The sequence below is a fragment of the Prevotella sp. HCN-7019 genome (assembly GCF_037890215.1).
Lineage (GTDB): Bacteria > Bacteroidota > Bacteroidia > Bacteroidales > Bacteroidaceae > Prevotella.
This window is the reverse complement of the sequence record NZ_JBBKBO010000006.1, coordinates 41,101-67,555: the sequence shown is the minus strand read 5'-3', so window position 1 is coordinate 67,555 and position 26,455 is coordinate 41,101. Positions and strand designations below refer to the sequence as shown.

The 26,455-nt window shown below is 46.8% G+C and carries 17 protein-coding genes; 1 reads left to right on the top strand and 16 read right to left on the bottom strand.

The features are described from left to right. Positions 1 to 36: 36 nt before the first annotated feature. The 14 genes from WKT13_RS09175 to thrA all read right to left on the bottom strand — a co-directional run bounded on the left by WKT13_RS09175 (position 37) and on the right by thrA (position 23,107). Positions 37 to 1,713, bottom strand: coding sequence for an MFS transporter (locus WKT13_RS09175; protein ID WP_340323655.1), 1,677 nt, complete (start codon positions 1,711 to 1,713; stop codon positions 37 to 39). Between the two features lie 65 nt (positions 1,714 to 1,778). Next, a complete protein-coding gene (locus WKT13_RS09170) occupies positions 1,779 to 2,876 on the bottom strand; it encodes an HlyD family secretion protein (RefSeq protein ID WP_340323654.1) in 1,098 nt (365 codons plus the stop codon). Between the two features lie 70 nt (positions 2,877 to 2,946). Then, a complete protein-coding gene (locus tag WKT13_RS09165) occupies positions 2,947 to 4,269 on the bottom strand; it encodes a TolC family protein (protein ID WP_340323653.1) in 1,323 nt (440 codons plus the stop codon). 737 nt (positions 4,270 to 5,006) lie between these two features. Further along, positions 5,007 to 7,850: a sugar-binding domain-containing protein gene (locus WKT13_RS09160; protein WP_340323652.1), complete on the bottom strand. Its 2,844-nt coding sequence runs from the start codon at positions 7,848 to 7,850 to the stop codon at positions 5,007 to 5,009. Positions 7,851 to 8,917: 1,067 nt separating this feature from the next. Continuing rightward, complete coding sequence (gene htpG, locus WKT13_RS09155) at positions 8,918 to 10,972, bottom strand: molecular chaperone HtpG (RefSeq protein ID WP_340323651.1); 2,055 nt, start codon at positions 10,970 to 10,972, stop codon at positions 8,918 to 8,920. Between the two features lie 235 nt (positions 10,973 to 11,207). Next, entirely contained in the window at positions 11,208 to 12,569 is a 1,362-nt protein-coding gene (gene lpdA, locus WKT13_RS09150) for a dihydrolipoyl dehydrogenase (RefSeq protein ID WP_340323650.1), read from the bottom strand. Then, entirely contained in the window at positions 12,562 to 14,031 is a 1,470-nt protein-coding gene (gcvPB, locus tag WKT13_RS09145) for an aminomethyl-transferring glycine dehydrogenase subunit GcvPB (protein ID WP_340323649.1), read from the bottom strand. The genes lpdA and gcvPB overlap by 8 nt, the downstream gene beginning before the upstream one ends. Then, on the bottom strand, positions 14,028 to 15,356 hold the full coding sequence (gcvPA, locus tag WKT13_RS09140; RefSeq protein WP_340323648.1) for an aminomethyl-transferring glycine dehydrogenase subunit GcvPA: 1,329 nt from the start codon (positions 15,354 to 15,356) through the stop codon (positions 14,028 to 14,030). Before gcvPA ends, gcvPB begins: the two co-directional genes overlap by 4 nt. Positions 15,357 to 15,429: 73 nt before the next feature. Then, complete coding sequence (gene gcvH / locus WKT13_RS09135) at positions 15,430 to 15,816, bottom strand: glycine cleavage system protein GcvH (RefSeq protein WP_340323647.1); 387 nt, start codon at positions 15,814 to 15,816, stop codon at positions 15,430 to 15,432. 98 nt (positions 15,817 to 15,914) lie between these two features. Continuing rightward, entirely contained in the window at positions 15,915 to 17,006 is a 1,092-nt protein-coding gene (gene gcvT / locus WKT13_RS09130) for a glycine cleavage system aminomethyltransferase GcvT (RefSeq protein WP_340323646.1), read from the bottom strand. A 20-nt stretch (positions 17,007 to 17,026) separates the two neighbouring features. Next, positions 17,027 to 18,010, bottom strand: coding sequence for a lipoate--protein ligase (locus tag WKT13_RS09125; protein ID WP_340323645.1), 984 nt, complete (start codon positions 18,008 to 18,010; stop codon positions 17,027 to 17,029). 112 nt (positions 18,011 to 18,122) lie between these two features. Further along, positions 18,123 to 19,424, bottom strand: coding sequence for a threonine synthase (thrC, locus tag WKT13_RS09120; RefSeq protein ID WP_340323644.1), 1,302 nt, complete (start codon positions 19,422 to 19,424; stop codon positions 18,123 to 18,125). Further along, a complete protein-coding gene (locus WKT13_RS09115) occupies positions 19,421 to 20,665 on the bottom strand; it encodes a cofactor-independent phosphoglycerate mutase (protein ID WP_340323643.1) in 1,245 nt (414 codons plus the stop codon). Before WKT13_RS09115 ends, thrC begins: the two co-directional genes overlap by 4 nt. A 6-nt stretch (positions 20,666 to 20,671) precedes the next feature. Then, entirely contained in the window at positions 20,672 to 23,107 is a 2,436-nt protein-coding gene (gene thrA / locus WKT13_RS09110) for a bifunctional aspartate kinase/homoserine dehydrogenase I (RefSeq protein ID WP_340323642.1), read from the bottom strand. Between the two features lie 290 nt (positions 23,108 to 23,397). On the opposite strand from thrA, the gene WKT13_RS09105 reads away from it, so the two are divergent. Continuing rightward, a complete protein-coding gene (locus tag WKT13_RS09105) occupies positions 23,398 to 24,975 on the top strand; it encodes an NAD(P)/FAD-dependent oxidoreductase (protein ID WP_340323641.1) in 1,578 nt (525 codons plus the stop codon). 289 nt (positions 24,976 to 25,264) lie between these two features. Here WKT13_RS09105 and WKT13_RS09100 read toward each other — a convergent pair whose 3' ends face one another. Next, positions 25,265 to 25,867, bottom strand: a complete 603-nt coding sequence (locus WKT13_RS09100; protein WP_340323640.1) for a GNAT family N-acetyltransferase — start codon at positions 25,865 to 25,867, stop codon at positions 25,265 to 25,267. Further along, on the bottom strand, positions 25,836 to 26,033 hold the full coding sequence (locus WKT13_RS09095) for a hypothetical protein (RefSeq protein WP_340323639.1): 198 nt from the start codon (positions 26,031 to 26,033) through the stop codon (positions 25,836 to 25,838). Before WKT13_RS09095 ends, WKT13_RS09100 begins: the two co-directional genes overlap by 32 nt. Positions 26,034 to 26,455: the final 422 nt, after the last annotated feature.

Here is a 26,455-nt window from a genome sequence, read left to right as displayed (position 1 = left end):
TGCTAAGATAATAAATTTATCTGACTTGGCGGACTGTCAGTCGCGCCAAGCAGATAAATTTCTCTTCTTATATGGATAAATGAGTACGAAGAGCATTGAAATCATGCAGCCGTAGAATGTCCATCCCGACATTTCCTTCACGGCAGACAGTGTGGCTTGTATCTGCACCTTGCCTTTTGCCGACATGGCTGCCATATTCTCGGCCTCGGTCTCGCTGCGTCCCTGCCAACGCATGCCGCTGGCAGTACGGTCGTAGTCGGCTGCCGACTGTGTGTCTGTGCGGTCAATGTCCTGTGCGAACATCGTCACGTAATGTTGCTGACGGTGCTGCAACACGTTGGAGTAGAGTGCCGAACCTATGCCCGGACCGATGACCATGCGCACGCTGAGCATTATACATATCCACGTGGATAAATACTTGTAAGGCATTCGCTGGTTGGCATATACGGCCGTGAGCGAATATATAAGCATCATGCCAGTGGAACGGATGATGACCGGATATTTCATTCTTTCATAAAGACCAGCGGTCTGTACCTCGAAATACATGAACAGAGCAGATGCTCCGATAAGCAGAAATCCAAGTCCGAAGAGATATTTTAGCTTCACGTTCTTCGATTCGAGCACTATGGCTATTACCGCTCCTATGAAATAGCCTGCCATGCTCCAGTTGCCCAGTGCGGCGTTCTGCCAGTTGTCGATCTCCATTCCCACACCGGTGAACACGTTTACGAACATTGAACTTGTGTTCAGCACCATGAGCAGCAAAAACAGTACGATGCCCATGTTGATGGTCCGCAGGCGGAACACCTCCATAAGGAAATAAGGTGAACGGTGCGACCATTCCATATAGACAAACACTATGGCAAACAACACTGTAAGTATTGCAGAGCGCACTATTGTCGGGTCGGCAAACCAGTCGAGCGTCTTTCCATATACAAGAACGTATATTCCGCATGTCATCATCGAGCTGAACACAGCCACATTGCCGAATTTGCGGAGCGTTATCGGGAAACGCCTGTTGCTGTAAGCATGGTAAGGCATTGTCACCAGTACTATGAGAACGGACACAAGCGTCATGCCCATCATGTAGTAATATACGTCCTGCCACTGATATTCATATGCCAGCCAGGCGGTGAGCGATGTGCCCAACTGTCCCAGAATCATGAAGAACAGATATATTATTGGCATGCTCTTGCTCTTCTCAGAGTCCAGACGGTCCCATCCTTCTTCATCTGTCGGCTCGTTGCCGGGCGTTATGTTCTGCGTGGCCTCCATTCCGAAACCGTAGCGTATGAGCGTGAACAGATTCACCATCATGAGCACCATGCGCAGAAAACCCATCACAAGGCTGCACAGAGCCAGCACGAATATGCTGTCGGTCACGGCGCACACGTAGCTGAGAATATACATCACGGAGAATCCAATGACGCACATTATCTTCTCTCGGCGTATGCACACCAGTTGATAGAAGAAAGGTGAGAAGGCCGCCATGCCTATAGATGTGACGAAACCTACGAACTGTATGTGTTCCGACTGTATGCCCAGTCCGCTCGTCATATCGCCGCTGTTGGCAGTGTAAACACCGCCCACGGTGAGAATAGGTATGAACAGAAGTATCAGCAGAATGATGCCGAGCGGTTTTGGTATCCAGTCGTAAAACGGATAATTTTTATATTTAGCTCCGCAGTTTACGCTTATTGCACTTTGTCCCATGACTCATTCTTTTTTAGTTGATAGCTTTCCATGTGCACGTATATTATTTCCTATATGCGAGACGGTCATTTTATCTTGGCTTTCACCACCACCATCATTCCTGCAGCGAGGCGTGCGTTGTCTTCGGCAGACAGTCCGTCGAAATCTATTCTTACAGGTACACGCTGGCGTATCTTTACGAAATTACCTGCCGAATTGTCCGTAGGCACAAGTGAGTATTTTGAACCAGTTGCGCCCGATATGGCTGTTATGCGTCCCTTAAATTCGCGTCCGTCCAAGGCATCCACCGTGAGAGCCACCTCCTGGCCTACGTGCAGGTCCTCTACCTGCGTCTCCTTATAGTTTGCTATCACCCATTTCTGAGTGTTGGGCATGATGTATGTCAGAGTCTGTCCTGCCGACACATACTGTCCGTCCTCCACAGCGCGACGTCCGAGCTTACCGTCGCATGGAGCAGTCACCACTGTATAAGAGAGGTTGAGGCGTGCCATCTCAAGAGCGGCGCGTGCACGTTCAATGGCGGCTTCGGAACTCTGGCGGCGCACAGACACCTCGCTTACGCCCGACATGGCAGCCTTCTGCTGTCTGACGAGCCCGTCGAGCTTTTTCTTGGTAGCCTCATATTCTGTTTCTATCTGTTCCAGCTGTATTGGGGTGGCGGCGTTGCGCTCGAGCAGGTTCTGATAGCGTGTGCGGTCTTTCTCGAGTTTTGCCAGGCGTATCTTCACCTCGGCGATAGACGATTCATACACCGAAGCCGAAGCCTGAGATGTCTGTAGCGACTGTCCTATGACCGATGCACTTGCCGTCGCGTCCTTTAGTGCAGCCTCGGCCTCCATAACGCGTATGCGATACTCGCGGTCGTCGAGAATCAGAAGTGTGTCGCCTTTCTTTACACTCTGGTGCTCGGTGAAGCACACCTTCTTTATATATCCTGACGCGCGCAGGTTTACTGGCGATATGTATTGTTCTATCTGCGCGTCATTGCTAGTCTCCGTGTTCTTGTATTCGAGGAAAATCATTGCCGTCTTCACTATACCACACACCAGAATTATTATTCCGAAGAGACTTGCAGCACGTTGGCGCATGCGCTGTTTTCTCAGTTTCTCAGCCTTCTGTTTCAGGGTGTTTGTCTGCTTTATGTTGTTGTTCTTGGTTTCCATTTCAGTATGTTTTTTTGTTGTTTGTATATTGTGTTATTGTGGGGTGTGAGATGTAGCTGCTGCGGTCGGTTTATTTCAGCAGCGAGTCGAGCTGACCTGTCAGCTTCAGCAGCGACAGATTGGTGATGCGGTAGTTGTAGTGGGCAGTCACGTAGTTGTTCTGTGCCTCGCTCATACGCATCTCGTCCTGTAACACTTCGGTCATGGAGGCTATGCCTTCGCGGTAACGGTCGGTTGTCACGGTGTACACATCTTCTGCCAGACGATAGTTGTCGCGCTGCTTGGTGAAGTTGCGGCGGCTGTTCATCAGCTCGTTTGTAGCGTTGAGATACTGCGTGCGTAATGCCTTGAGGGCATCGTCGTAAGCCAGTCGGGCGTTCTCCGTGTCGAGCTTCGCCTTGCGTATCTTCGAGCGTTTCTCCAGTCCGTCGAACACCGGTATGCGCAGTGTGATGCCCAGTCCCGACGAGTTGTACCAGTGGTTTGACGATCCTGAGTGGAACCAGTTGCTGAATTTGTCGGTATAGGCGGAGTAGGAGAAATTGCCGGTAAGCGTGAGCGAAGGCAGGTAGCCCTGGCGTATCATCTTCTGCTGGCGTTCTGCCAGTTCGCTCTGTCCCTGCAACAGACGCAGTTCGGGCAGCGACTCGTTGAGGCCGTTCAGTTCCACCTGTTCGATGGCCTCGGTGTTTACGGCTGTCAGCCGGATGTCGCTGTCGGCCGGATAGTCGATGACATACTTCAGCATGTTGAGCTGTTGGGTGAGCATTGCCTTCGCGTTGTCGTGCTGTACCTGAAGATTCTCGAGGTTTATGTTCACGCGTTTCACGTCCACCTCCATCGCCATTCCGTTGTCGAAGAATGCTTCGGTTATGTTTTTCAGCTCTTCCAGACGGGTTATGTTGGCTTTCACGATGTCAATCTGCTCGACAGTGCTCTGTGCGAGATAGTACATACTGCTTATCTGTTCGATGAGGTCGTTGCGCGCCTTATCGTATGACAGACGGTTGATACGGTCCATCATCTTTGTTATGTCAAGCGCCGTCAGCAGTGTCTGGTTGTAGAGAGGCATCTGCAACTGCAGTCCCGCCGAGGCGTTATATTGCAGAGTCTTCGTGACGTTGTACGGATTGCCGTATGCCGAGCCGTCGGTGACTGATACCGGCGGATTGAAATTGTCGTTCATGGCCACTACGGCGTTGATCTGCGGCAGCAGTTTTGCGCGGTTCTCGCTGATGCTGTGTGCACCTTTTACTATGTCGTTGCGCTTTGTCTGCAACGACAGATTGTTCTCAATGCCCATCCTTATGCACTGCTCCAGAGTGAGTGTTTCCTGTGCTTTAAGAGGAAAAAGCGAACAGGTAAAGGCAAATGTGAATAATAGTCTCTTCATATCTTTTACTTCATTTATCCGCTGCAAAGTTAGGACTTTCTGAGTGTATGGACGTTACGACATTTTCGTACCGTATGTTCATATTTTCCGTTTCTGTATGAAGTTAAATGAGTGCAGCATTGTATTGGGCATCAAACTGCAGAAAATCCATAGTGTAAGACGTTGCTGTTCCATGGTTTTACCGGCCGGTGGTTCGGCAGAATGAATATTTATGCATTAGTTTGTGTCGGATGCATAATTATTCATTGGTAATTTGATGAGAATGGAATTTTCAGAAGTATATGTATATCTGAGATTATATATGCGTGTCTTGAGCACTTTACGTAAGTTTTCTGTAATCCGCAATTTATGTGTATGAGGTGTGTCTGGCATACCAAACTATAATGCGGTGTGCCCTCGTCAGGCTTGTGTAACTGGCTTGTTTGCGCTGCAGAACAGTTCGTCATGTCGCCATGGATTATCTGTATATGAAAACCGGATGGGCTTCTCACAGAAAAACAACGACAGAAACGGTCGATAAAACCATTCCTGTCGTGTTTGTACGGGGGAACGTGGTGTAACATAATATGTTTTTCCACGGCCCCGATTCCATTTTACGAATTTTTATTGTCAAAATGTTTTACTTTCGGAAGTGTATAAAAATACATTTCCGATAGTATGATGTGACATCGCTCCTTTATGTCCGACGATGTTTTTATGCTTGGTGGGTGAAGGTCGCGTGTGCTGTCTGCCACCGGTTATTCATAAGAAATGTTGTTCAGTGTGTCTATCCTGTTGCCGTGAGTTTGTTTTGACAGCAGTTCCATCAAGGATGCTGACGACAGTGAGAAATCCGGATCGAAGGCCGGGGTGTGCATATATTCCAGTATGCTTGCGTACAGTTGGAAACCTTCTGGCGTATTTTTCGCAGCATCCAGATCTGCCATACAGAGCAGCAGTCTGCCGCCGTCCACCTTGAATTCCATGATAAGCCCCAGCTTATGGTTACGCTCAATGTTGTCTATCACCTGCACGATGGGACGGTAGTTTTGTGGCAGACGGTCGATAATCAGTGGGTAACTGTTCTTTATTATCGGATACCATTGCCAGTTGGTATGTGATTCTGTCGGGAACGAGGCGAATATGCCGTGTTCCGGATCGGTGAGTATTCCCAATGTCCCGGGCGATGCCTTTTTCTTGATGTTGTCGCAGATGCTCTTGAACATGCGGTAGTTCCAGTAGTCGGTCTGGAACAGTCCACCCACAGTCACATCACGGCATCCGTCGCGTCGTGGCATCAGCAACACCTTGCCTCCCTGTTTCAGTCTTGTGAGCGTTTTGTCGTCTAGTTCGTGCGATATCATTATTCCCTCCGTGTCGGCTTTCTTTGAAGCCGGATATATCCATATCGGGTATGAGTTACGATATGGTGTTCCCTCTATTTCCAGGCTTAACTGTGCCTTGCAGGCTTTGTCGATGTCAGGCAGTGGTAGTCTGATGTCGCCACATGACAGCAGTCCGAGGCCTTCGGGTATGACGGATGTACCTTTTGCAATGACTTTCTGTCCGTTCTTCAGTGTCCAACTCAGCTGTTTGCCGACCAGTTGTTTTTCACCGTAATTTGCTATTTTCATTTCGCCACAGAAAGTCTCCAGTCCGCTCCAACAGTATTTTTTCATGACAAACAACGGAACGACCTCTGCGCAGAACTCTCTCCATTTCTTTGGTTTTATCAGTCCTTTGCTGTCCATGAATGCATCCAATATGCCCACGTATGCGGATCCTTGTCCGGGATAGTCCTGCAAATCGAGCAGTTGGAAGCCTGCCATACCGTCGGAACGCAGGTTCATTTCGATATCGGCCCGGTATAATTCTACCGACCATGAGCCGGAAGCCTTGAAGAAGTCTTTGGCCTGCCGTCCCATTCCGGCATCGTAGAGGCGTTTGCGGAAAGTTTCCATATTCCATGGCGCAAGCACTCCTTTGTATTTCTTTATTTCTCGATAGTCGGGATATGTCTGGAATTGTCCTGTCTCATGGCCTATCACCGGAACGGCTGAAAGACTTGCGGCCTTGTCGAAGTTCATTTCTGTGTTGGGATAGGTATTGTTCAGATAGCCTCCTTCTTCAGCGTCGGCAAACGAGAACGAGGCACGCACGTGAGTGGAATATTTGTCGCCCGTACCGGTTCTACATGTCACGAGGAAATCCTCGCCGGGTATGTGTCCGCGGCTTCCGAGAAAGATGTTCGAACCATAAGTATAAAGATGTCTGTCTTCTTTCTGTCTGAATTTTTCCACAAAATCCTTCATTATGTTTATGTCGCCGCTCAGTTCGTTGCCCAAAGCAAAGAGTACGAAGGAGGCGTGGTTGCTGTATTCTTCCTGAATACTGGTCCCGTCGTTCATTAGAAAATCCATCAGATCTGTGTTTTCTTTCTTGAAACTTCCCCATATGGGCAACTCCGGTTGCAGATATATGCCCTCGAGGTCGGCCGCCTCAAAGCAGGCTTGCGGAGGACACCATGAGTGGAAGCGGCAGTGGTTGATGCCGTATTGTCTGCACGTTATGAAGTATCTGCGCCATTCCTTCACGGTCATCGCCGTATGGGCGGTAAGAGGAAATACACATGCGTCGTGTTTACCACGAAGGAAAGTCTTGTTGCCGTTGATAAAAAAATGGCTGCCTGATGCCTTGAATTCGCGAAGCCCGAATGTTGTTTCCAGTTCGTCAATACCGGCAATCGATACCTTCAGGTGGTAAAGCGCGGGTGAAGCCTCGCTCCATAATTGCGCATCATCCCCCAGCCGGTATGTCTGTTCGTATTCTTTTCGGCCTTCCTCCAGTTGCAACGTGGTGGTTCCTGCTTTGTGTGACTTCGGCGAGTTGAAGGATTTTGCCGAGATGTTTATTCTCCTGTTGCCTATTCCGGATGCGTCAGAGAGCTTTATCCGCAGTCTGACGGAGCGTGTTTCTACAGACGGATAGGTTTTCACGTACTCTATGTACAGCCTGTTTGTGGCCTGAAGTTCCATACGTCCGATGATGCCGTTCCAGTTTGTCTGTGTTGATTCCGTGCACGCATGCGAACTGGAGCGTATCTGTGAGGGGATGCTCTCGCCGTTGTCCACACGTATTGTGATTCTGTGTCTGCCCGGAGTGCTGTACTTGCTTATATCATATCTGTGGGGTGTAGATATGCTGTTGCATGCTCCGACGTAATGTCCGTCAATCCACATCATTGACGGGCGTGTGCGTTCCAGAAATAATACGGCATGCTTGTCTTTCCAATCCTTCGGGATGACCACATCGCGACTGTACCATGCCGGACCTTGATAGGTGTACCGCCGCGACAGATAGGTAGTTTCGTTCTTTTTGTTATTCTTTTTCCCCTTTCTGTTAGTGTCTGTCGTTCCGGGCAGTAATACATTGTCGGTGAATGTCTTTTTCCAGAACTGTTGTGTGATTCCGGCATTCTGTTCGTCAGTGCAAAATGTCCATGTACCAGACAGACTGATAGTTCTTCTTGACGCGTCTTTTGCTTTTGTCGGTGTGTTTATGCATAGCATAAGCAGGAGAAATAAAAGATATGCCTTTTTCATCTGCTTTGTCTTTTTATAGGTTAGTAATGTCCTTATGAATTGTAAGGATGTTTGTAGTAATTGGTTATAGGTGTATGGCATGTTGTATTGGGGGACATACCAGACCGTACAAAATTAATGGATTATATGCGAATAATCGTGTTTTTGTCTCTTTTTTATGTTTTTGATAATTTTATTTCTGTTCAGAAGATATTCCGCGGAGATGAGTTTCGATAGAAAGTTGCGGATTCAATTCCCAAATAGTATTGTTATTCTCTGTTGAAATGAGACCAATATAGGCTACTTACAGATTTTCAGCATACTGTGATTTTTCCTTCTGAGTTTTCTGTTCTACCCCAAAAAATAAATGAATATTTTCGTATAGACTTTTCTTCGGACACAAATACGCGAGAAATAAGAAGGTTTTGTAAGTTGTTGAACATCAGTAATTTATATTTAAAGACTATTTTCCTGTTCTGTAATAAGTATCGTTTTAGCATGTGATATTGCCCATTTCAGGGCCTGAAACACGCAATATTACACCCTCAAACGGACGAAAACACAGGCTAATATAGGCATAGTCAGAATGCATGGCGAATTATTCCGGATTGCAATATATGGTATATGGCAATGTTGTACGTGGTAAGATAGCTTTTGTAATGCTTGATTTAACATTCCGTAACATCTCTTTTGCGATTTTATTTTGTCAAAAAAAAGTCAAGAAAATCTGTAAGTATGTCGCTCGGGTTTTCTTTAAAAATACCGATAATGATAAGTGATGGAACTTTTGTGAAATATGTTCCGCTCTCGCGGTGATGATTTATTGATTGTTCTGCGTTAATGTATTATTTCGTGAGCAAATATGATGTTACGCTTATACTATTTCGCGCTGTCAGAAGTTTTCAGGCATTATTATGGTATTTTATGAATAGAAAAACAAGTACTACATTATGTCTATAGTTTCTATATTTCTTTTGTCTGGGGGATAAAATACGAAGGCTCGGGATACACGAAAATGTATCCCGAGCCTGATGATGTGTTTATAAGGTAGATTCCTTATAAATGTTATTGTTTCATTATATGTCTGATTATCCTATCAGATCAACCGAACGTTTCAGGAACGAGTTGAGCGCAGCACCCTTGAGCATGCCGTTCTGGAGCAGTGCCAGGTCGATGAGCTGATGCACAATCTTGTTGTCCTTGGCGTAGTCGGCAATTATCTGTTTCTTCTTGTCGCGCTGCTCGGCAACAGATTTCTCGGTGTTCTTCACGTCGTCCTTCTCCTCCTGTGTGATTTCTTCCGGCTTCTTGCCGTTCTGTGTCTGATGGAGTGCGGCCAGACGAGCCTCGAGACCTTTTATCTCGCTGTTGATTGGCTTGAGCTGTTCGGCGCATTTTGCCTTCTCGTCCTCCAGAATGTTCTTGATGAGTTTGTGGTCGCTGTTGAGCACGATGGTGTAGGAGTCGGGCATCTGGGCGTAGAATGCCATACCGGCCTGATACTGGCTGATGTCCTTCATACGTCTCATGTATTCGCTCTGGGTGATGAGTACCGGCAGTGATTCCTCGCCGAGCGACTGTACCTCGATGTTGAATTCAGTCTTCTCGAGCTTTGGCATCTGTGAGCGGAACACCTGTGACAGATTGTCGTTGCTGTCAGAGTCGAGTTCGTTGTCCTTATTGTCTTCCTTTATTATCAGACGGTCGGTGGTGTCGCTGTCGACGCGTGTGAAGCGGCTCTTCTCAAATTTCTGCTCCAGCATTGATATCATCGGCACGTCAAGCTGTCCGTCGAGCAGCAGCACACTGTAGCCCTTGGCCTTGGCTGCTTCGATGTAGCAGTACTGACCTTCCTTGTCGTTGGCATACAGATATACCAACTGTCCGTCCTTGTCGGTCTGGTTGTCCTTGATGAGGGTTTTGTATTCGTCGTATGTAAAGTACTTGCCCTCTGTGTCCTTGAACAGTGCGAAGTCTTTTGCACGGTCGTAGAAGTCGTCCTTGGACAGCATACCGTAGTTGATGAATATCTTCAGTGCATCCCATTTCTCCTCATATTCCTTGCGGTTTTCCTGGAAAATGCTGTTCAGACGGTCGGCAACCTTCTTTGTGATATAGGTTGAAATCTTCTTCACATTTGCATCGCTCTGCAGGTAAGAACGGCTTACGTTCAGCGGGATGTCCGGTGAGTCGATAACTCCGTGGAGCAGAGTGAGGAACTCTGGTACGATACCTTCCACCTGGTCTGTGACGAACACCTGGTTGCAGTAGAGCTGTATCTTGTTGCGCTGCAGTTCGAGGTTTGAGCTGATGCGTGGGAAGTAGAGAATACCGGTGAGGTTGAACGGATAGTCAACATTCAGGTGAATCCAGAACAAAGGTTCGTCCTGCATCGGATAAAGTGTGCGGTAGAACGACTTGTAATCCTCGTCCTTCAGTGTGCTCGGTGCTTTGGTCCACAATGGTTCAACGCTGTTGATGATGTTGTCCTCGGCTGTATCCACCTGCTTTCCGTCTTTCCATTCGGTCTTTTTGCCGAAGGCTACCGGTACGGCCATGAATTTGCAGTACTTGTTGAGCAGTTCCTGTATTTTATATTTGTCGAGGAATTCCTTGCAGTCGTCGTCAATGTAGAGGATGATGTCAGTACCGCGGTTTTCTCTTTCGGCGTCGGTGATTTCGAACTCAGGACTTCCGTCGCAGCTCCATTTCACTGCCTTGGAACCTTCCTTGTAGCTCTTGGTCACGATTTCAACCTTCTTGCTCACCATGAACGATGAGTAGAAACCAAGACCGAAGTGGCCTATGATGGCGTTGGCGTTGTCCTTGTATTTGTCAAGGAAGTCGTTTACGCCGGAGAATGCTATCTGATTGATGTATCTGTCGATTTCCTCTTCTGTCATACCAATACCGTGGTCGCTGAAAGTCAGCGTGCCTTTGTCGGTGTCAAGACTGATGCGTACGGTCAAATCTCCCAATTCGCCTTTGAAGTCGCCGCGCTCTGCCAGAGTCTTTATTTTCTGTGTTGCATCGACAGCGTTTGACACCATCTCGCGCAGAAATATTTCATGATCGGAATAGAGAAACTTTTTAATCACGGGGAAGATGTTCTCTGTTGTAACCCCGATATTTCCTTTTTGCATAATATGAATATGTTTTTTAATTGTTTTCGTCTATGCATGTATTATGCAAATAGTGTGCCAAACGGTATCAGACAGTTTGTCCAGCTTATTGTGAGTATGGTGACGGCTGACAATAAGAATGTGTGTCCGTTGTCGGTAATATAAATAATGTATAGAAAAAGAAAATGTCCGGCGACAGGCATGTACGTCCGTTTGTGGACGTTATGACTGTTGCCGGACACTTTGAATAGTAGGATTAGTCGAGGCACATGTCGCAGAGTGTTTCCGAAAGGGTGGGGTGGATATGGATGATGTCTGCAAGTTGGTGCGTTGTGGCACCGGTGTTCATCAGAGCCGTTATCTCCTGTACCATGTCGGAAGCGTGCGCTCCGAAGATGTGACAGCCTATTATCTTATTGTTGGAATCGCAGATGAGTTTCACCATTCCGTCGGTCTCGTTCATGGCGAGAGCCTTGCCGTTGGCACGGAAGAAACCCTTCTTGCATGTGTATTCCAGACCGAGTTCCTTGCAGCGGTCCTCACTCAGACCAACGGATGCGGCTTCGGGATTGGTGAATATGGCCGAAGGCATGATGTCGGGACATATGTTGTCAGTCTGTCCGAGTATGTGCTTCACTACGTGCAGGCCTTGGAATGTGGCGGCATGTGCAAGCATGCACTTGCCGTTCACGTCGCCTATGGCATATATGCCAGGCACGTTGGTGGCGAAGTCGTCGTCGGTATGTATGCCTTTCCTGTCGAATTCGACGCCTGCCTCCTCAAGTCCTATGCCTTCGGTATTTGCTGCGCGACCTGTGGCAATGAGCACTGTATCGGCCTCAACATTGAGAGGCTTACCTTTCTTCTCAATTATCACGTTGAGTGTGCGCTCTCCGTTCTCATCGGTTTTCTCTTCTATTTCTTTCACGGCAGCCTGCATGTGGAATGTCACTCCGCGTTTGCTGATGGTCTGGCGCAGACGTTTGGCTATGTCGCTGTCGAGTGTAGGCAGGGCTTCTTTCATGAATTCCACGACAGTGACTTCGCTTCCGAAACTGCTGAATGCTGAAGCAAACTCCATACCTATGACTCCTGCACCGACAATGCACAGACGTTTCGGAGCAGCTTTTACATCTAACATCTCAGTAGAAGTGATTACTCCCGGGAGTTGTGTGCCGTTGATTGGCGGAATCTTGGCGCGTGAGCCGGTGGCGATGATTATGTTGTCGGCAGCATATTCCTCATCATCCGTTACAACCGTGTGACTGGCAGTCAGCGTGGCTTTCTTTTGTACGAATGTTATGCCTGGCGATTTCATGAGTGCTTCCACACCGCCGCGCAGTTGGGCAATGACTGAGTTCTTGCGCTCCATTATCTTGTCAAAGTTGAGGCTGAAGCTCAGCGAGTCAAGTCCGAATGTATCAGCGTAGCGCAGAGTGTCGAGTATCTCAGCGTTGCGGCACAGTGATTTTGTGGGGATGCACCCACAGTTGAGACACGTTCCGCCGGCCTGTGCCGATTCGAATATGGTGACTGTCAGTCCGTGGGCAGCAGCATAGCAGGCCGAACGATATCCGCCCGGCCCGCTGCCTATGATTATAAGATCGCTTTTAACCATTGTTCTGTTCGTCTGATATCATCTGTTTGTATGTCATAACCGGATGCTTGGCTGCAAGAACATCGTCAACACGGCCTATTGGAGTATTGTGCGGAGCTGTCTTTACAACCTCCGGATTTTCGATGGCTTCCTTTGCTATGCGGTGCATTACGTCGATGAAGCTGTCGAGTATCTCGATGCTTTCGTTCTCTGTCGGCTCTATCATCATTGCCTCATGGAACAGAAGCGGGAAGTAGATGGTTGGTGCATGGTAGCCGTAGTCAAGCAGGCGTTTGGCAACATCCATTGTGGTGACACCAGTGCTCTTGTCTTTGAGACCGTTGAACACGAATTCGTGTTTGCATACTCCGGCTATAGGAAGTTCGTAAGCATCCTTGAGAGATTCTTTGATGTAGTTGGCGTTGAGTGTTGCTAGCGGTCCTACCATCGGCAGATTCTCCTTGCCGAGTGACAGGATATATGTATATGCGCGCAGCATCACAGCGAAATTGCCGAGGAATTCGCCTACGCTGATACCGGTGAATTCGGTGTCGAGTTTATATTCTGTGCCTTCTTTGACAACTCTCGGGCGTGGAAGGAACTGTTCAAGACCTTTGCCCACACCTACTGGACCGGAACCGGGACCGCCTCCTCCGTGTGGAGTTGAGAATGTCTTGTGGAGGTTTATGTGCATGACGTCAAAGCCCATATCGCCCGGACGGCATGCTCCGAGCATTGGGTTGAGGTTTGCTCCATCGTAATACATGAGCGCTCCACAATCATGCACGAGACGTGCTATTTCGGGAATTTCGCTTTCGAACAGTCCGAGAGTGTTAGGATTGGTCATCATCATGCCGGCAATGGTATCGTCGAGATGGGTCTTCAGATCTTCCACATCAACAAGTCCGTCTGCCGTACTTTTCACTTCAACAACCTCCAGACCACAAACAGCTGCCGATGCAGGGTTGGTGCCGTGGGCTGAATCGGGCACGAGGACTTTGGTACGTTTATAGTCTTTGTTATGCTGATGGTATGCACGGATAATCATAAGGCCGGTAAGCTCGCCGTGGGCTCCGGCAAACGGATTGAGTGTGAACTCGCTCAGACCGGTTATGTCTGACAGAGCTTTCTGCATTTTGTAGTATGCTTCGAGTGCGCCCTGACATGTTTCTGCCGGTTGAAGAGGGTGCAGTCCGGCAAATCCGGCCATTGATGCAATCTCTTCATTGATTATCGGGTTGTATTTCATTGTGCAGCTGCCCAGCGGATAGAATCCGTTGTTTACTCCGAAGTTGTTTTCACTGTGGTTTGTGTAGTGGCGTACTACTGTGAGCTCGTCACATTCCGGCAGTTCGGCATCGGCCTTTCTGCGTGCACATTCCGGCAGTTCGTAATTGCCGAATTTATTCTGAGGCAGCGAGTAACCCTTGCGTCCTTCGTGTGACAACTCAAAAATCAGGTTTCCGTATAACTTGTTGTTCATAATGTTGCCTCCTTTGCAGTTTTAACGAGTGAGTCGATTTCTTCTTTCGTACGTTTCTCGGTGACGGCAAACATCAGGGTGTCGTCGCTGACTTTCACGCCTCCGAGGAATCCGTTTTGGATGAAGTGCTTTTGCAGTTTGTCTATGTCGCCGTCGTACTTCACGCAGAACTCATTGAAGAACGGCTGGTCGTAAGCAAGTGAGAAGTGTCCTGTAGCAACGAGCTCGTCGCAGAGATAATGTGCACCGGCGTATGAAAGCTGTGCTGCTTCCTTCACTCCGTTCTTGCCCATAAGTGACATGTAAATGGTTACGAACAGTGCCATCAGACTCTCGTTTGAGCAGATGTTTGATGTGGCTTTCTGACGACGGATGTGCTGTTCGCGTGCCTGAAGAGTCAGGACAAACGCACGCTGTCCGTTACTGTCAACTGTTTTTCCGACAATACGTCCCGGCATCTTGCGCATGAGTTTTTCGGTGCAGCACATGTAACCTACTGACGGACCACCGAAACTCATCGGAATGCCGAGTGACTGACCATCGCCAACAGCTATGTCGGCTCCCCATTCGCCCGGAGTTTTAAGCAGGGCGAGGTCGGCAGCAACACTGTTCATTATAAGAAGAGCCTTGCTGTTATGGCATGACTCCGCATATCCGTTATAGTCTTCTATTATTCCATAGTAATTGGGCTGCTGCACAACAACACCTGCTACGCCACCTTCTGCCAGTTTGGCATCCATATCGGCTTTGTCGGTGACGCCGTTTTTCTGGTCTATCATCTTGATTTCGATTCCATGGAAGTGGGCGTATGTGCGAACCACGTTGAGTATTTTAGGATCGATAGTGGAGGATACGAGTACCTTGTCTGTCTTTTTCGTGGCGGCTTTTGCCATTATGACAGCTTCTGCAGTGGCTGTACTGCCGTCATACATTGATGCATTTGAGATGTCCATTCCTGTGAGCTCTGCCATCATGCTCTGGTATTCGAATATGTAATGTAGTGTTCCTTGTGATACCTCGGCCTGATAGGGAGTATAGCTTGTCAGAAATTCGGAACGGCTGATAATACTTGGTACTACGGCCGGAGTGTAATGGTCGTATGAACCGGCACCGGCGAAAACGGTAAGCAACATATTCTTATTGCATAGCTGTTCGAAATATTTTCTGATTTCGGTTTCGCTTTTCGCCTCATCAAGATTGTATTCGCCTTTGAACAGAATGCTGTCCGGAATATCGGCATAAAGCTCTTTCAATGAGCTTATTCCGATTTTCTCCAACATTGTGGCGATATCTTTTTCTGTATGTGGAAAATATTTGTATGCCATATTTTCAGAGATTATGGATGTGTGAAAAAAAGAAATGCACTGGAAATATGATTTACAGTGCATTTCGGTTTGATTAATCCTGTTTGTCGCATAATGCGCTGTAAACCGCTGCGTCCATCAGGTTGTCAAGCTCGCTCTTGTCAGACAGGCTTACTTTGATGATCCAGTTGCCGAACGCATCTTTGTTTATAAGTTCAGGAGCATCTTCCAATGCCTCGTTGACTTCGACAACTGTACCTGATACCGGAGAGATGAGGTCGCTGGCAGCTTTTACACTTTCTACTGCGCCGAAACCTTCGCCAGCTTCTACTTCGTCATCAACTTCAGGCATATCAACGTAAACAATGTTGCCCAGTGCATTCTGTGCATAGTCTGTTATACCGATATAGCCGTAATCGCCTTCTACTTTTACGTACTCGTGTGACTCTGCGTAATAAAGTCCTTCAATAACTTTTGACATATTATTTTCAGTTTTTTAATTTGTGATTTTTATTTTTTGAATTCAATTTACATTGTTATGCGCTATACAAATGCTTTGTGACGCTTTTTGACGTATTATTATTTTTTGTAATGTTTGTCGTAGAATCTCTTCTTGACTACTTTTCCGGCAAATGTCTTTTTGCGTATTTGTACAGAAACTTCTGTGTCAAGTTTTGAGTATTCTGTGTCAATCAAAGCCATGCATACGCTCTTGTCTGTGGAGATTGTGTGGTAACCGGTTGTCACAACACCTATTTCCTTGCCGTCGTGAAGCACTGTATAGCCATGACGTGGAATGGCACGGTCGCTCAGTTCGATGCCTACCAGTTTCTGTTTCACGCCTTCTGCCTTTTGTTTGGCAATTGCTTCTTTGCCGATGAATTCCGGTTTGTCAAGTTTGCAGAACATACTCAGACCAGCCATTATCGGAGAAATGTTTTCTGAAAGTTCGTCGCCATAGAGTGGCAGGCCAACTTCAAAGCGCAGTGTGTCGCGGCATCCGAGTCCGCATGGCTTGCATTTGCCGCTTTCCATGAGTGCGTCCCATTGGCGGCGGATGAAGTCATGACTTCCATATATTTCGAATCCGTCCTCACCGGTATATCCTGTGCGGCTGACAATAATAGTCTCGCCGTCTTTCTCAACAGTTTTAGTGGTATAGAAAACAAGTTCTTTGCATGGTATGCCAAGTACAGTTTCAACTACGTCTTCAGCTTCCGGCCCCTGAACAGCAAGTTGTCCGTAATAATCGGATACGTTCTTCAGCTCGATGTCAAAACCTTCTGCATTTTTAGTCATCCATTCGACATCCTTGTCTATATTTGCGGCATTTATCACGAGGAAAAAGTCATGTTCCCCCATTTTGTATACGAGCAGATCGTCCACAGTACCGCCGTTTTCATAAAGCATCATACCATAGTATATCTGTCCTTTTGGGGCATTGGTGATGTCATTTGTGAAAATGTGATTGACATATTTTTCCGCATCAGGTCCTTTCACAGTAACTTCTCCCATGTGGGATACGTCGAACACACCGCAATGGTTGCGTACTGCGTTATGTTCATCAATGATAGTGGAATATTGTATTGGCATTTCAAATCCGCCGAATGGTTGCATCAGTGCACCCATTGCCACGTGTTTGTCATACAGACAAGTCTTTTTATTTTCCATGAATATATTATTTAATGAGTTTAAGTTTCTTTAGACTGCAATATCAGATTTATGAAGTCCTCTCTGTCAAGATTAGGAATGACGTTATTCAGCGTTTCGGGCAGTGCTTCAGATATTCTGCTTCTTTCAAGCGGTATATTTCTCAGTGGTTTAAGGATTTTAGCATCGATATCTCCGGCAATGAAAAAATCGCCCATGACGTTTATTGATTTTATGATGTCGTTTTTTATTTCGATGCGTATTTCCATGTCCCCAACATTGTTGATACGCCGTTTGCTGATGATATTGTATTTGGGATTGTTTCCGTAAATGAATTCCTGTGAAAGATATTCCTTTTCCAAGATTCGGATCTGTTCGATGTCTGTTTCAGTCAGAGTAATTTCCTCATCACACAGTTGCTGTTTCATGAAATCCTTGAATTCTTCAAGAGACAGGCTTATGTAGTTTTTCAGCAGTGTTATATGCTGCCTTACACTCTGTATTCCTTTGCTTACAAGTTTTGCGTCTGAGGGTGTTATGCTGCCTACCATGTTCTGCATGTCTGTGTCATAAAGCATTGTGCCGTGCACGATGTTACGCCTTGGAGTATGATAGAATGCATTTCCTGATACTTTACGTCCGTCTATCATTATGTCATTTCTTCCGCTTGCAACGGCATTCACTCCGAGTTTGTGGAGCATGAACACAATCATATTTATATATTTGTTGAACGTGAAGTTCACATTATCCTCGTCTGTTATGTATGAGAGCATGATGTTGCTCATGTCTGCGTACACGCATCCGCCACCGCTCTTTCTTCTGAACGTTCTGATGTTGTGATCTCTGCAGTACTCCAGGTTCACTTCGTTTTCAATAAGCTGGTTGCGTCCGAATATGACAGTGGGATTCACCTGCCACATAAAAAAATATTCTTTCTTGTCGAAGTTGTTCGCGACATACTCTTCAGCGGCAAGATAGAAAGTTAGTAATCGATTCTTATCTTCTGGTATGTTTAAATATACCATATCGGTCATTATTATATTGTTGCAAATATAATAAATATTTATGTAATAAAACAAATAATCCGGAATATTTTGTATATCCGGATTATTGCTTTTCTATTATATTTATGGTGTCTCATTTCTCCATCAGGAATGCTTTGAAATCAGAAAAACTACTTGTCATATTCACACTTTTTTTAGTTCCTTTCATGAATTCAGCGAGTCTTGAAGGTATCTCAATTTTTGCGTTTATGGCATTTTCGACGGTCTCTTTGAATTTTGCCGGATGCGCGGTTTCGCAGAATACTCCAGTCTCTCCTTCTTTGAGCAGATCTTTCAGAGCCTGATAGCCGCACGCTCCGTGTGGATCGAGCACGTATCCGTTTTTATCGTAGCATTGTTTCATGATTTCTCTTATCTGTGAGTCGTTGTAAGTCGCACCGCTGATCATAGATTTTATCTTTTCGTATGAACCGTTATAAAGATCGTATATGCGTGCGAAGTTGCTCGGATCGCCCACATCCATGGCGTTTGCTATGGTCTGTATGCTCGGCATCGGTTTGTACTCACCGGTATGCAGATATTTGAAGAAAATGTCGTTTGCGTTGTTGGCGGCAATGAATCTTCGCACGGGCAGTCCCATCTCATGTCCGAATAGGGCAGCTGTGATATTTCCGAAGTTTCCGCTTGGTACGCATATTACCAGATTGTCTGCCAGTCCCAGTTTTTTCATTCTTGCGTATGCATTGAAATAGTAGAACGATTGTGGCAGAAATCTTGCTACGTTTATCGAGTTTGCCGAGGTGAGATTCATGTGCCGGTTGAGCTCTTCGTCCATGAATGCAGACTTCACCAACCTTTGACAATCGTCAAAAACTCCGTCCACTTCTATTGCCGTGATGTTGCTTCCGAGCGTTGTGAACTGGCTTTCCTGAATCTTGCTGACCTTACCTTTCGGATAGAGCACATAAACGTGTATGCCCTCTACGCCCAGAAAACCGTTTGCAACAGCAGAGCCGGTGTCACCGCTTGTCGCTACAAGTACGTTTACCTCGCTTTTGTTTTCTTTCTTTATGAAATATTGCAGAAGACGCGCCATGAATCTTGCACCCACATCTTTGAATGCAAGAGTGGGGCCGTGGAAGAGCTCGAGAGAGTATATACTGTCCGTAACTTTCACTACTGGGCAGTCAAATGCCAAAGTGTCGCATACAATATTCTCAAGAGCAGTGTGTTCAATGTCCTCTCCGAAGAAAGCGTCTGCTACCTTTATTGCTATTTCATGAAACGACATGTCCGCTATGTTGTCGTAAAACTCCTGCGGAAGACGCTTTATCTTTTCCGGCATATAAAGACCGCGGTCTCCAGCCAATCCTTTAACTACCGCTTCCTCAAGTGTTGCTAGCGGTGCTTTTCTGTTTGTGCTGTAGTACATCATAATTCCATAAATTTATTCATAAACTCTTCGAGCCGCAGCATACCGTAGCTGCCGTTTACGCAACTTACTTCGTCATAGGTCTCCACACAGTCTGGTGTTATGCCCGGATACCATATAATAAAAGGTACGGGTTCGTCAACATGAGTACGCAGTTCCACCGGTGTTGGATGGTCGGGTAGTATGGCGATGCATACAGGTTCGTCCTTCCATGTACTCACTTCCTCATAAATTGGTCGCACAATGCGGCTGTCGAGGTTTTCTATTGTCTTCAGTTTCAGTGCGAGATCACCGTCGTGTCCGGCTTCATCGCTCGCTTCTATGTGCAGATAAACGAAGTCGTGCTTGCGCAACATGTCGATAGCTGCCTGCGCTTTGTTCTCATAATTAGTGTCGGCAAGGCCTGTCATGCCTTCTACCATCACGCGGTTGAGGCCTGCATATTTACCTATTCCTCTTATAAGATCAACCGCCGAGATGACGTCACCCTCCTTTATCTGCGGATACATCTGTTGCAGTGTATTCATTTTGGGGCGGTATCCGCCGCTCCAAGGCCATATACTGTTGGCCATGTCTTTCGATTGTTCGGTCCGTGTCTTGTTGAAAGGGTGCTGCTCCAGAAGCTCCTGTGATTTCAGAATCAGGCTGTTAATGAGATCAGCTGTCTGTTGTGCAGTCATCCTGTTGCCGTCGTGCCGGTTTTCCCAACCCGGTTCCGTTTTTACAAGTAACGGTCTCCAATCTTCTTCTGGATGATCGTGTGGCGGTGCGCATACAATGTGCTTGTTTCCGTTTCGGATGATTAAAAGATGTCGGTATTGTATGCCTGTGATGAACTTTATATCCTTATTGCCAAGCTTTTCGTCAAGATATTTTATCAGAACGTCGCTTTCTTCCGTAGTGAGGTGCCCACCATGATGATTTTTAATCTTTCCGTCGGCCAGAGTAATGATATTGCATCGCATGGCCATGTCATCCGGTGTCATGTCGTAACCTATCGACGCCGCCTCGAGAGGACCACGCCCTTCGTACACCTTGTTGAGGTCATAGCCGAGAATGGCTGTGTTCGCCACTTCACTGCCGGGTTGGAAACCTTCTGGTATTGTTATCAGACGGCCTGTGCGTCCGTTCTTTGCCAGCATGTCCATATATGGAGTGCGGGCATACTGCAACAGCGTTTGTCTACCCAAACGCTCAACCGGGTGATCGGCCATGCCGTCACCTAATATAATAATATGTTTCATTGGACGTCAGATGTTAGCTATGGACATGATGTTGGCAAACACTCCTGCGGCTGTAACGCTCGCTCCTGCTCCGTAGCCCTGGATAAGCATAGGATATTCCTTGTAGCGTTCTGTTGTGAGCAGAACGATATTGTTGCTTCCCTCAAGATTATAGAACGGATGGTTGCGGTCGACTTCTTTCAGACTGACGTTCGTATTTCCGTGATCCATCGTTGCCACAAATCGCCAGTGTTTACCATCCGCTTCAAGTTTCTTTCGACGCTCTTCGAATTCTGCGTCGAGCATGGGCAGCTTTTCCCAGAAGTCTTCTACGGAGCCGTTGAAGTAAGATGAAGGTATGAACAGGTTCTTTACAACGTCGTCCTGTTCTACTTTATATCCGGCCTCGCGTGCAAGAATCACAAGCTTCCTTATCACGTCTGTACCGCTCAGGTCGATTCGCGGATCCGGCTCGCTGTAGCCTTGCTCTTTGGCACGGCGCACTGTTTCTGAGAAAGGCACGTCGGATGCAATTTCGTTGAATATGAAGTTGAGTGTGCCACTCAGCACAGCCTCAATCTTCAATATCTTGTCGCCTGAGTTTATAAGGTCGTTTATTGTTCCGATGATTGGCAGTCCTGCTCCCACGTTTGTTTCGAAAAGGAATTTCACTCCGCGTGCCAGCGCTGTGCGTTTCAGTTTCAGATAGCTCTGGTAGTCGGATGAGGCTGCAATCTTGTTAGCCGCTACAACCGACACGTTATGCTCTAGCAACAGCTGGTAGAACGATGCAACCTCTTTGCTCGCGGTGCAGTCCACAAACACACTGTTGAATATGTTCATGCCTATCACTTCCTTCAGCAATTGTGAGTTGTTGCTGTCTTTTGCCTGATTCAGTTCTTCGCGGTAAGTCTCAAGATTGATTCCGTCGCGGTTGAATATAGCTTTTTTCGAACTTGCTATACCCACTACGTTCAGTTTCAATCCGCGGTCGACCTTCAGTTTTTCGTACTGGTCTCTTATCTGTTCTATCAGTTTGCCGCCTACGGTGCCCACACCGCAGATGAAAAGGTTGAGTACTTTGTATTCGGAAAGGAAGAAAGAGTCGTGTATTACGTTTAGAGCCTTGCGCAGGAATCGTCCGTCAACCACGAATGATATGTTTGTCTCTGACGCACCCTGTGCGCAGGCTATTACGCTGATACCACTTCGTCCGAGTGTGCCGAACAGTTTACCGGCGATACCCGGCGTGTGTTTCATGTTCTCACCCACAACGGCTATTGTGGCAAGTCCGCTCTCGGCATGCATCGGGAACATTGCTCCGGTTTCTATTTCCTTGGCAAATTCTTTGTCGAGTACGCTTACTGCCGAGCGTGCATCCTCGTCGCGCACACCGATGGAAGTAGAGTTTTCTGATGAGGCCTGCGACACCATGAACACACTTATGCCGTTGTTGGCAAGTGCTGTGAATATTCGTCGGTTCACACCGATGACGCCCACCATTGACAATCCGGTCACGGTGATGAGTGTTGTGCCGCTGATGCTCGATATACCTTTGATGGGCTTGCTGTCGTTGGCAATCTTGTTCTTTATTGTCGTTCCTTCACTTGAAGGGTTGAATGTGTTTTTTACTTTTATCGGAATGTTTCTCACGCATACGGGATATATCGTCGGTGGATATATCACCTTTGCGCCGAAGTTACAGAGCTCCATTGCTTCTATGTAGCTCAGCTCGTTTATGGTGTATGCTGTCTTTATCACCCGTGGGTCGGCGGTCATGAATCCGTCCACGTCGGTCCATATCTCCAGAATCGACGCGTCGAGTGCCGCAGCGATGATGGCTGCCGTGTAGTCGCTTCCGCCACGTCCGAGATTGGTAGTCTCGCCCGACGACTTGTCGCGGCTGATGAATCCCGGTACGAGCGATATGCGTGGCAGATCATGAAACGCCTTGCGCACAAGTCTTGCTGTCATTTCGCTGTCCAGAGTGTGCTTGCCGTTCTTGCGTTCGGTCATGATGAAGTCTCTTGCGTCGAACCATCTGGCTCTGCTTATCAGCGTAGCCACGATGTTGGAACTCAGACGTTCGCCGTAGCTCACGATGGCATCAAGGGTTTTCTCGCTCAGGTCGTGAATGAGGAACACTCCGTAGTAGATGCTGCGCAGCTGTTCGAACATGCCGTCCACGGTGTTGAATAAGTTCTCGCGTTTTTTTGTGTCGGTGATGATTGTGTCTATCATCTTGTGGTGACGGTCCACCATTGCCTCAAACTCATTACGCCATCCCTCGTCGCCTTTCAGGGCAAGGTGTGCCGTAGTTATCAGTTTGTCCGTTATTCCGCCGAGAGCGCTCACGACAACAATTATGGGCTGGCTTTCGGCTTCTTTCTCTACGATGCGTTTAAGGCTCAGAATACTTTTTACGGAACCTACAGATGTTCCGCCAAACTTTAATACTTTCATTTTTTCTTTGATAAATTTTATGCCACTAAACAAAAGTGGGGTTCGTGAATAATTTGGTTAAGGATGCAGAACATGCCTTACGCCACCCGTGTCCTTCTTCTCGATACAAAGGAGATTCGGTCTGCGGATTTTTCGTCCGGCCTGTCTTTTCCGAAATGTGATTATGTCACACAATGTGGGCAAAGTTAAAAATAATTATAAATATCACCAACGAAATTAGACAATAATTGATTATTTTTGCAGAAATAATGACACTGTAGATTTGAAACGTAACATTATACGAACGCTATATGATACATGAATTCCAGATACGTGTGCTGCCCTCGCAGGCTGCATCCGAACAGACTATAAAGGACTACATTGCCCACGACCGCGGCATAGACATACGCACCATATATGGAGTGCGGGTATTGCGCCGCAGCATCGACGCGCGTCAGCGCACGGTGTTTGTCAATCTGACGGTGCGCGTGTATGTCAATGAGATGCCACAGGACGACGCTTATCGCCATACCGACTATCACGACGTTTCAGACGGTCGTCAGGTGATTGTGGTGGGCGAGGGACCCGGCGGACTGTTCGCTTCGCTCAGACTGATAGAGTTGGGATTGCGCCCTGTAGTGTTGGAACGTGGAAAGAACGTGCGTGAGCGCAAAATGGACCTGTCGCTTATCACCAAGACGCAGAAGGTGGACGAGGAGAGTAACTACTGTTTCGGTGAGGGCGGGGCGGGAGCCTACTCTGACGGTAAACTGTACACGCGCTCAAAGAAGCGCGGCAACACGGAGAAAATACTCAACGTGTTCTGTCAGCACGGTGCCTCAACGTCAATACTTGCCGATGCCCACCCGCACATAGGTACCGACAAACTGCCGCGTGTGATAGAGAATATGCGCAACACAATACTTGAGTGCGGTGGCGAAGTACACTTCCGCACCAAGATGACGGGACTCATTGTCAGCGGCGATACTGTGACCGGCGTCGAGGCTGTCGATCTGGAAACGGGCTGCGAACTTACGTTTCACGGGCCGGTGATTCTTGCCACGGGCCACTCGGCCCGCGATGTCTATCGCTATCTTGACAAGTCCGGAATAGAGATAGAGCCGAAGGGCATTGCCGTAGGCGTACGCCTGGAGCATCCGGCGGCACTGATAGACCGTATACAGTATCACAACAAGAACGGTCGCGGCAAGTTTCTGCCAGCTGCCGAATACAGTTTCGTCACACAGGTTGACGGCCGTGGTGTATATTCATTCTGCATGTGTCCCGGTGGATTTGTCATTCCTGCAGCCACAGGTCCGCAGCAGATTGTTGTCAATGGCATGAGTCCGAGCAACCGCGGCACACAGTGGTCGAACAGTGGAATGGTGGTGGAGACACGTCCGGAAGACATTGAAGGCGAAGGCCGGCTGAAGATGATGCACTTTCAGGAGGAACTGGAGCGCATGTGCTGGCAACAGGGTAACATGCGTCAGACTGCTCCGTCGCAGCGCATGGCCGATTTTGTAAACAACCGTCTGTCGTACGATCTTCCAAAGAGCAGCTACGCGCCGGGCCTGATATCTTCGCCGCTTCATTTCTGGTTGCCGCCTCATGTGGGCAAACGCCTGCAGGACGGATTCAGAAAATTCGGACAGACGAGCCACGGATTTCTCACCAACGAGGCGGTGCTCATTGCCGTGGAAACCCGAACCTCGTCACCTGTTCGCATACTTCGTGCTGCCGACACTCTGCAACATGTCAGACTGAAAGGTCTTTTCCCCTGTGGTGAGGGCGCGGGATATGCCGGTGGCATTGTCTCTGCCGGTGTTGACGGTGAGCGATGTGCCGATATGTGTGCCGAGTATCTTGACAGCATCGTAGCAGAATAAACTCTTTTGATTGACTATCGTGCGGATATGGTTTTCCGCAAAAGATATGTGCATATGATTGCATGACACGGTATGTGGACGCTTTGGCCTGCTGCCGTGTCATGCTTTTTCATTTTGTAGTATTGTTGATGGGCCATACATTCCCGGAAAATGTCCGGATCAACAGTGTTTTGTCTTGTTTCCTGATTATCTTTTTGGTTATTAATATAAAAATACGAGATATTAACTTGAATCCCGTATTTTCTATTTACAAAAAATATTTTATAGTGTCTGGAGAAGAGACCCGATATTACTCTTTTCCTTCTTCATCATATCTGTATAATTCTATAGGCAGGTACATTCTTCTTGTTGGTTTAAATATATCCGTATTAGTCTGGAATGAGAATCCGTTCTTGCTATAGAACTTGTTTGTTCTTGAATTATTCAAAGAGTCAACAGTAATAAACTGGCACCCTGAAACATTATAATAAATAAATGTATTCAAGATGAAATCCAAAATTTTTTCTCCAATCCTTTTAGATTGCATATCCTTTCTTACTCCCAGATGGCCAATGTTCACGGCAGGGAAAGAGGTCTGCATTTGGAAAATAGCTTTATATTCTTCCTGTATACTATAAGATGACTGTTCGATAAAATCATCCCTATCTTCGGAGTTGTCAAGCATAACGGCATCGTTTGCCAGTGTAAAGACTGCGACTATTTCATTATCAACAATATTTCTTGCACAATAAGACGAAAAGTAATGATATTTGGAACAAATCAATATCTCATTGTGAAAGAAGCTATCGAGTTCGTTAACGCCACAAGAAAAAGAGGACAACTCCTTGCTGTCCTCTTCTTTAAGTTTTTCTATTGATATCTCAATCTCCGAGAATTGGATTTCTTCCTCCATTATTACAGATGATGTTGTTGTAAACACGTTTAATTCTTGCCTGCCTTTCCTTTATCTCAGACATTTGCGCAGGTGTAATGTTTTTAGATACACACCTTGCAAAATTCTCTTTGAATAACTTCACTTCTTCAGAGGTCATTTTAGGATTTGGAACTGTATGTATCATATTTATATAAGTGTTAAGTGGCTATATCACTGCAAAAATAAGAATAAAATTTCGTTTTAAACACAGAATACAATATAAATAATCTCGCATTTGTGATATTTAACACAAGGTTAATATGCCACACAATGGTCCATGACTTCAAATAACGTGAATTCGTCGAACTCACGTTAAATTACTGTAATGGATACATGAATCAAGATAAGCCATAGGGCGGTTTTTATTATACTGGAGATCCTGAAATCCAGTGTCAAATCATCTTTGGGAAATATAACAAACTGTACCATATCACGTAATCTGCCGCTTTTTCTATAAGATAAACAGACTATTGAAATGAAACAAATTGCAACGAAAGTAAGGCACAAGATAAAACTAAAAAATGATAATGGTTGATTCATATACAAATGGTATGGCGTTGTTTCTGA

Coding starts and splice junctions, on each gene's coding strand:
- gcvT (WP_340323646.1), bottom strand. CDS start 17,006: ATGGAAAATAAAAAGACTTGTCTGTATGACAAACACGTGGCAATGGGT.
- WKT13_RS09165 (WP_340323653.1), bottom strand. CDS start 4,269: ATGAAGAGACTATTATTCACATTTGCCTTTACCTGTTCGCTTTTTCCT.
- gcvPA (WP_340323648.1), bottom strand. CDS start 15,356: ATGGCATACAAATATTTTCCACATACAGAAAAAGATATCGCCACAATG.
- WKT13_RS09100 (WP_340323640.1), bottom strand. CDS start 25,867: ATGGAGGAAGAAATCCAATTCTCGGAGATTGAGATATCAATAGAAAAA.
- lpdA (WP_340323650.1), bottom strand. CDS start 12,569: ATGGTTAAAAGCGATCTTATAATCATAGGCAGCGGGCCGGGCGGATAT.
- WKT13_RS09170 (WP_340323654.1), bottom strand. CDS start 2,876: ATGGAAACCAAGAACAACAACATAAAGCAGACAAACACCCTGAAACAG.
- htpG (WP_340323651.1), bottom strand. CDS start 10,972: ATGCAAAAAGGAAATATCGGGGTTACAACAGAGAACATCTTCCCCGTG.
- gcvH (WP_340323647.1), bottom strand. CDS start 15,816: ATGTCAAAAGTTATTGAAGGACTTTATTACGCAGAGTCACACGAGTAC.
- WKT13_RS09175 (WP_340323655.1), bottom strand. CDS start 1,713: ATGGGACAAAGTGCAATAAGCGTAAACTGCGGAGCTAAATATAAAAAT.
- thrA (WP_340323642.1), bottom strand. CDS start 23,107: ATGAAAGTATTAAAGTTTGGCGGAACATCTGTAGGTTCCGTAAAAAGT.
- WKT13_RS09115 (WP_340323643.1), bottom strand. CDS start 20,665: ATGAAACATATTATTATATTAGGTGACGGCATGGCCGATCACCCGGTT.
- WKT13_RS09105 (WP_340323641.1), top strand. CDS start 23,398: ATGATACATGAATTCCAGATACGTGTGCTGCCCTCGCAGGCTGCATCC.
- WKT13_RS09095 (WP_340323639.1), bottom strand. CDS start 26,033: ATGATACATACAGTTCCAAATCCTAAAATGACCTCTGAAGAAGTGAAG.
- WKT13_RS09160 (WP_340323652.1), bottom strand. CDS start 7,850: ATGAAAAAGGCATATCTTTTATTTCTCCTGCTTATGCTATGCATAAAC.
- thrC (WP_340323644.1), bottom strand. CDS start 19,424: ATGATGTACTACAGCACAAACAGAAAAGCACCGCTAGCAACACTTGAG.
- gcvPB (WP_340323649.1), bottom strand. CDS start 14,031: ATGAACAACAAGTTATACGGAAACCTGATTTTTGAGTTGTCACACGAA.
- WKT13_RS09125 (WP_340323645.1), bottom strand. CDS start 18,010: ATGGTATATTTAAACATACCAGAAGATAAGAATCGATTACTAACTTTC.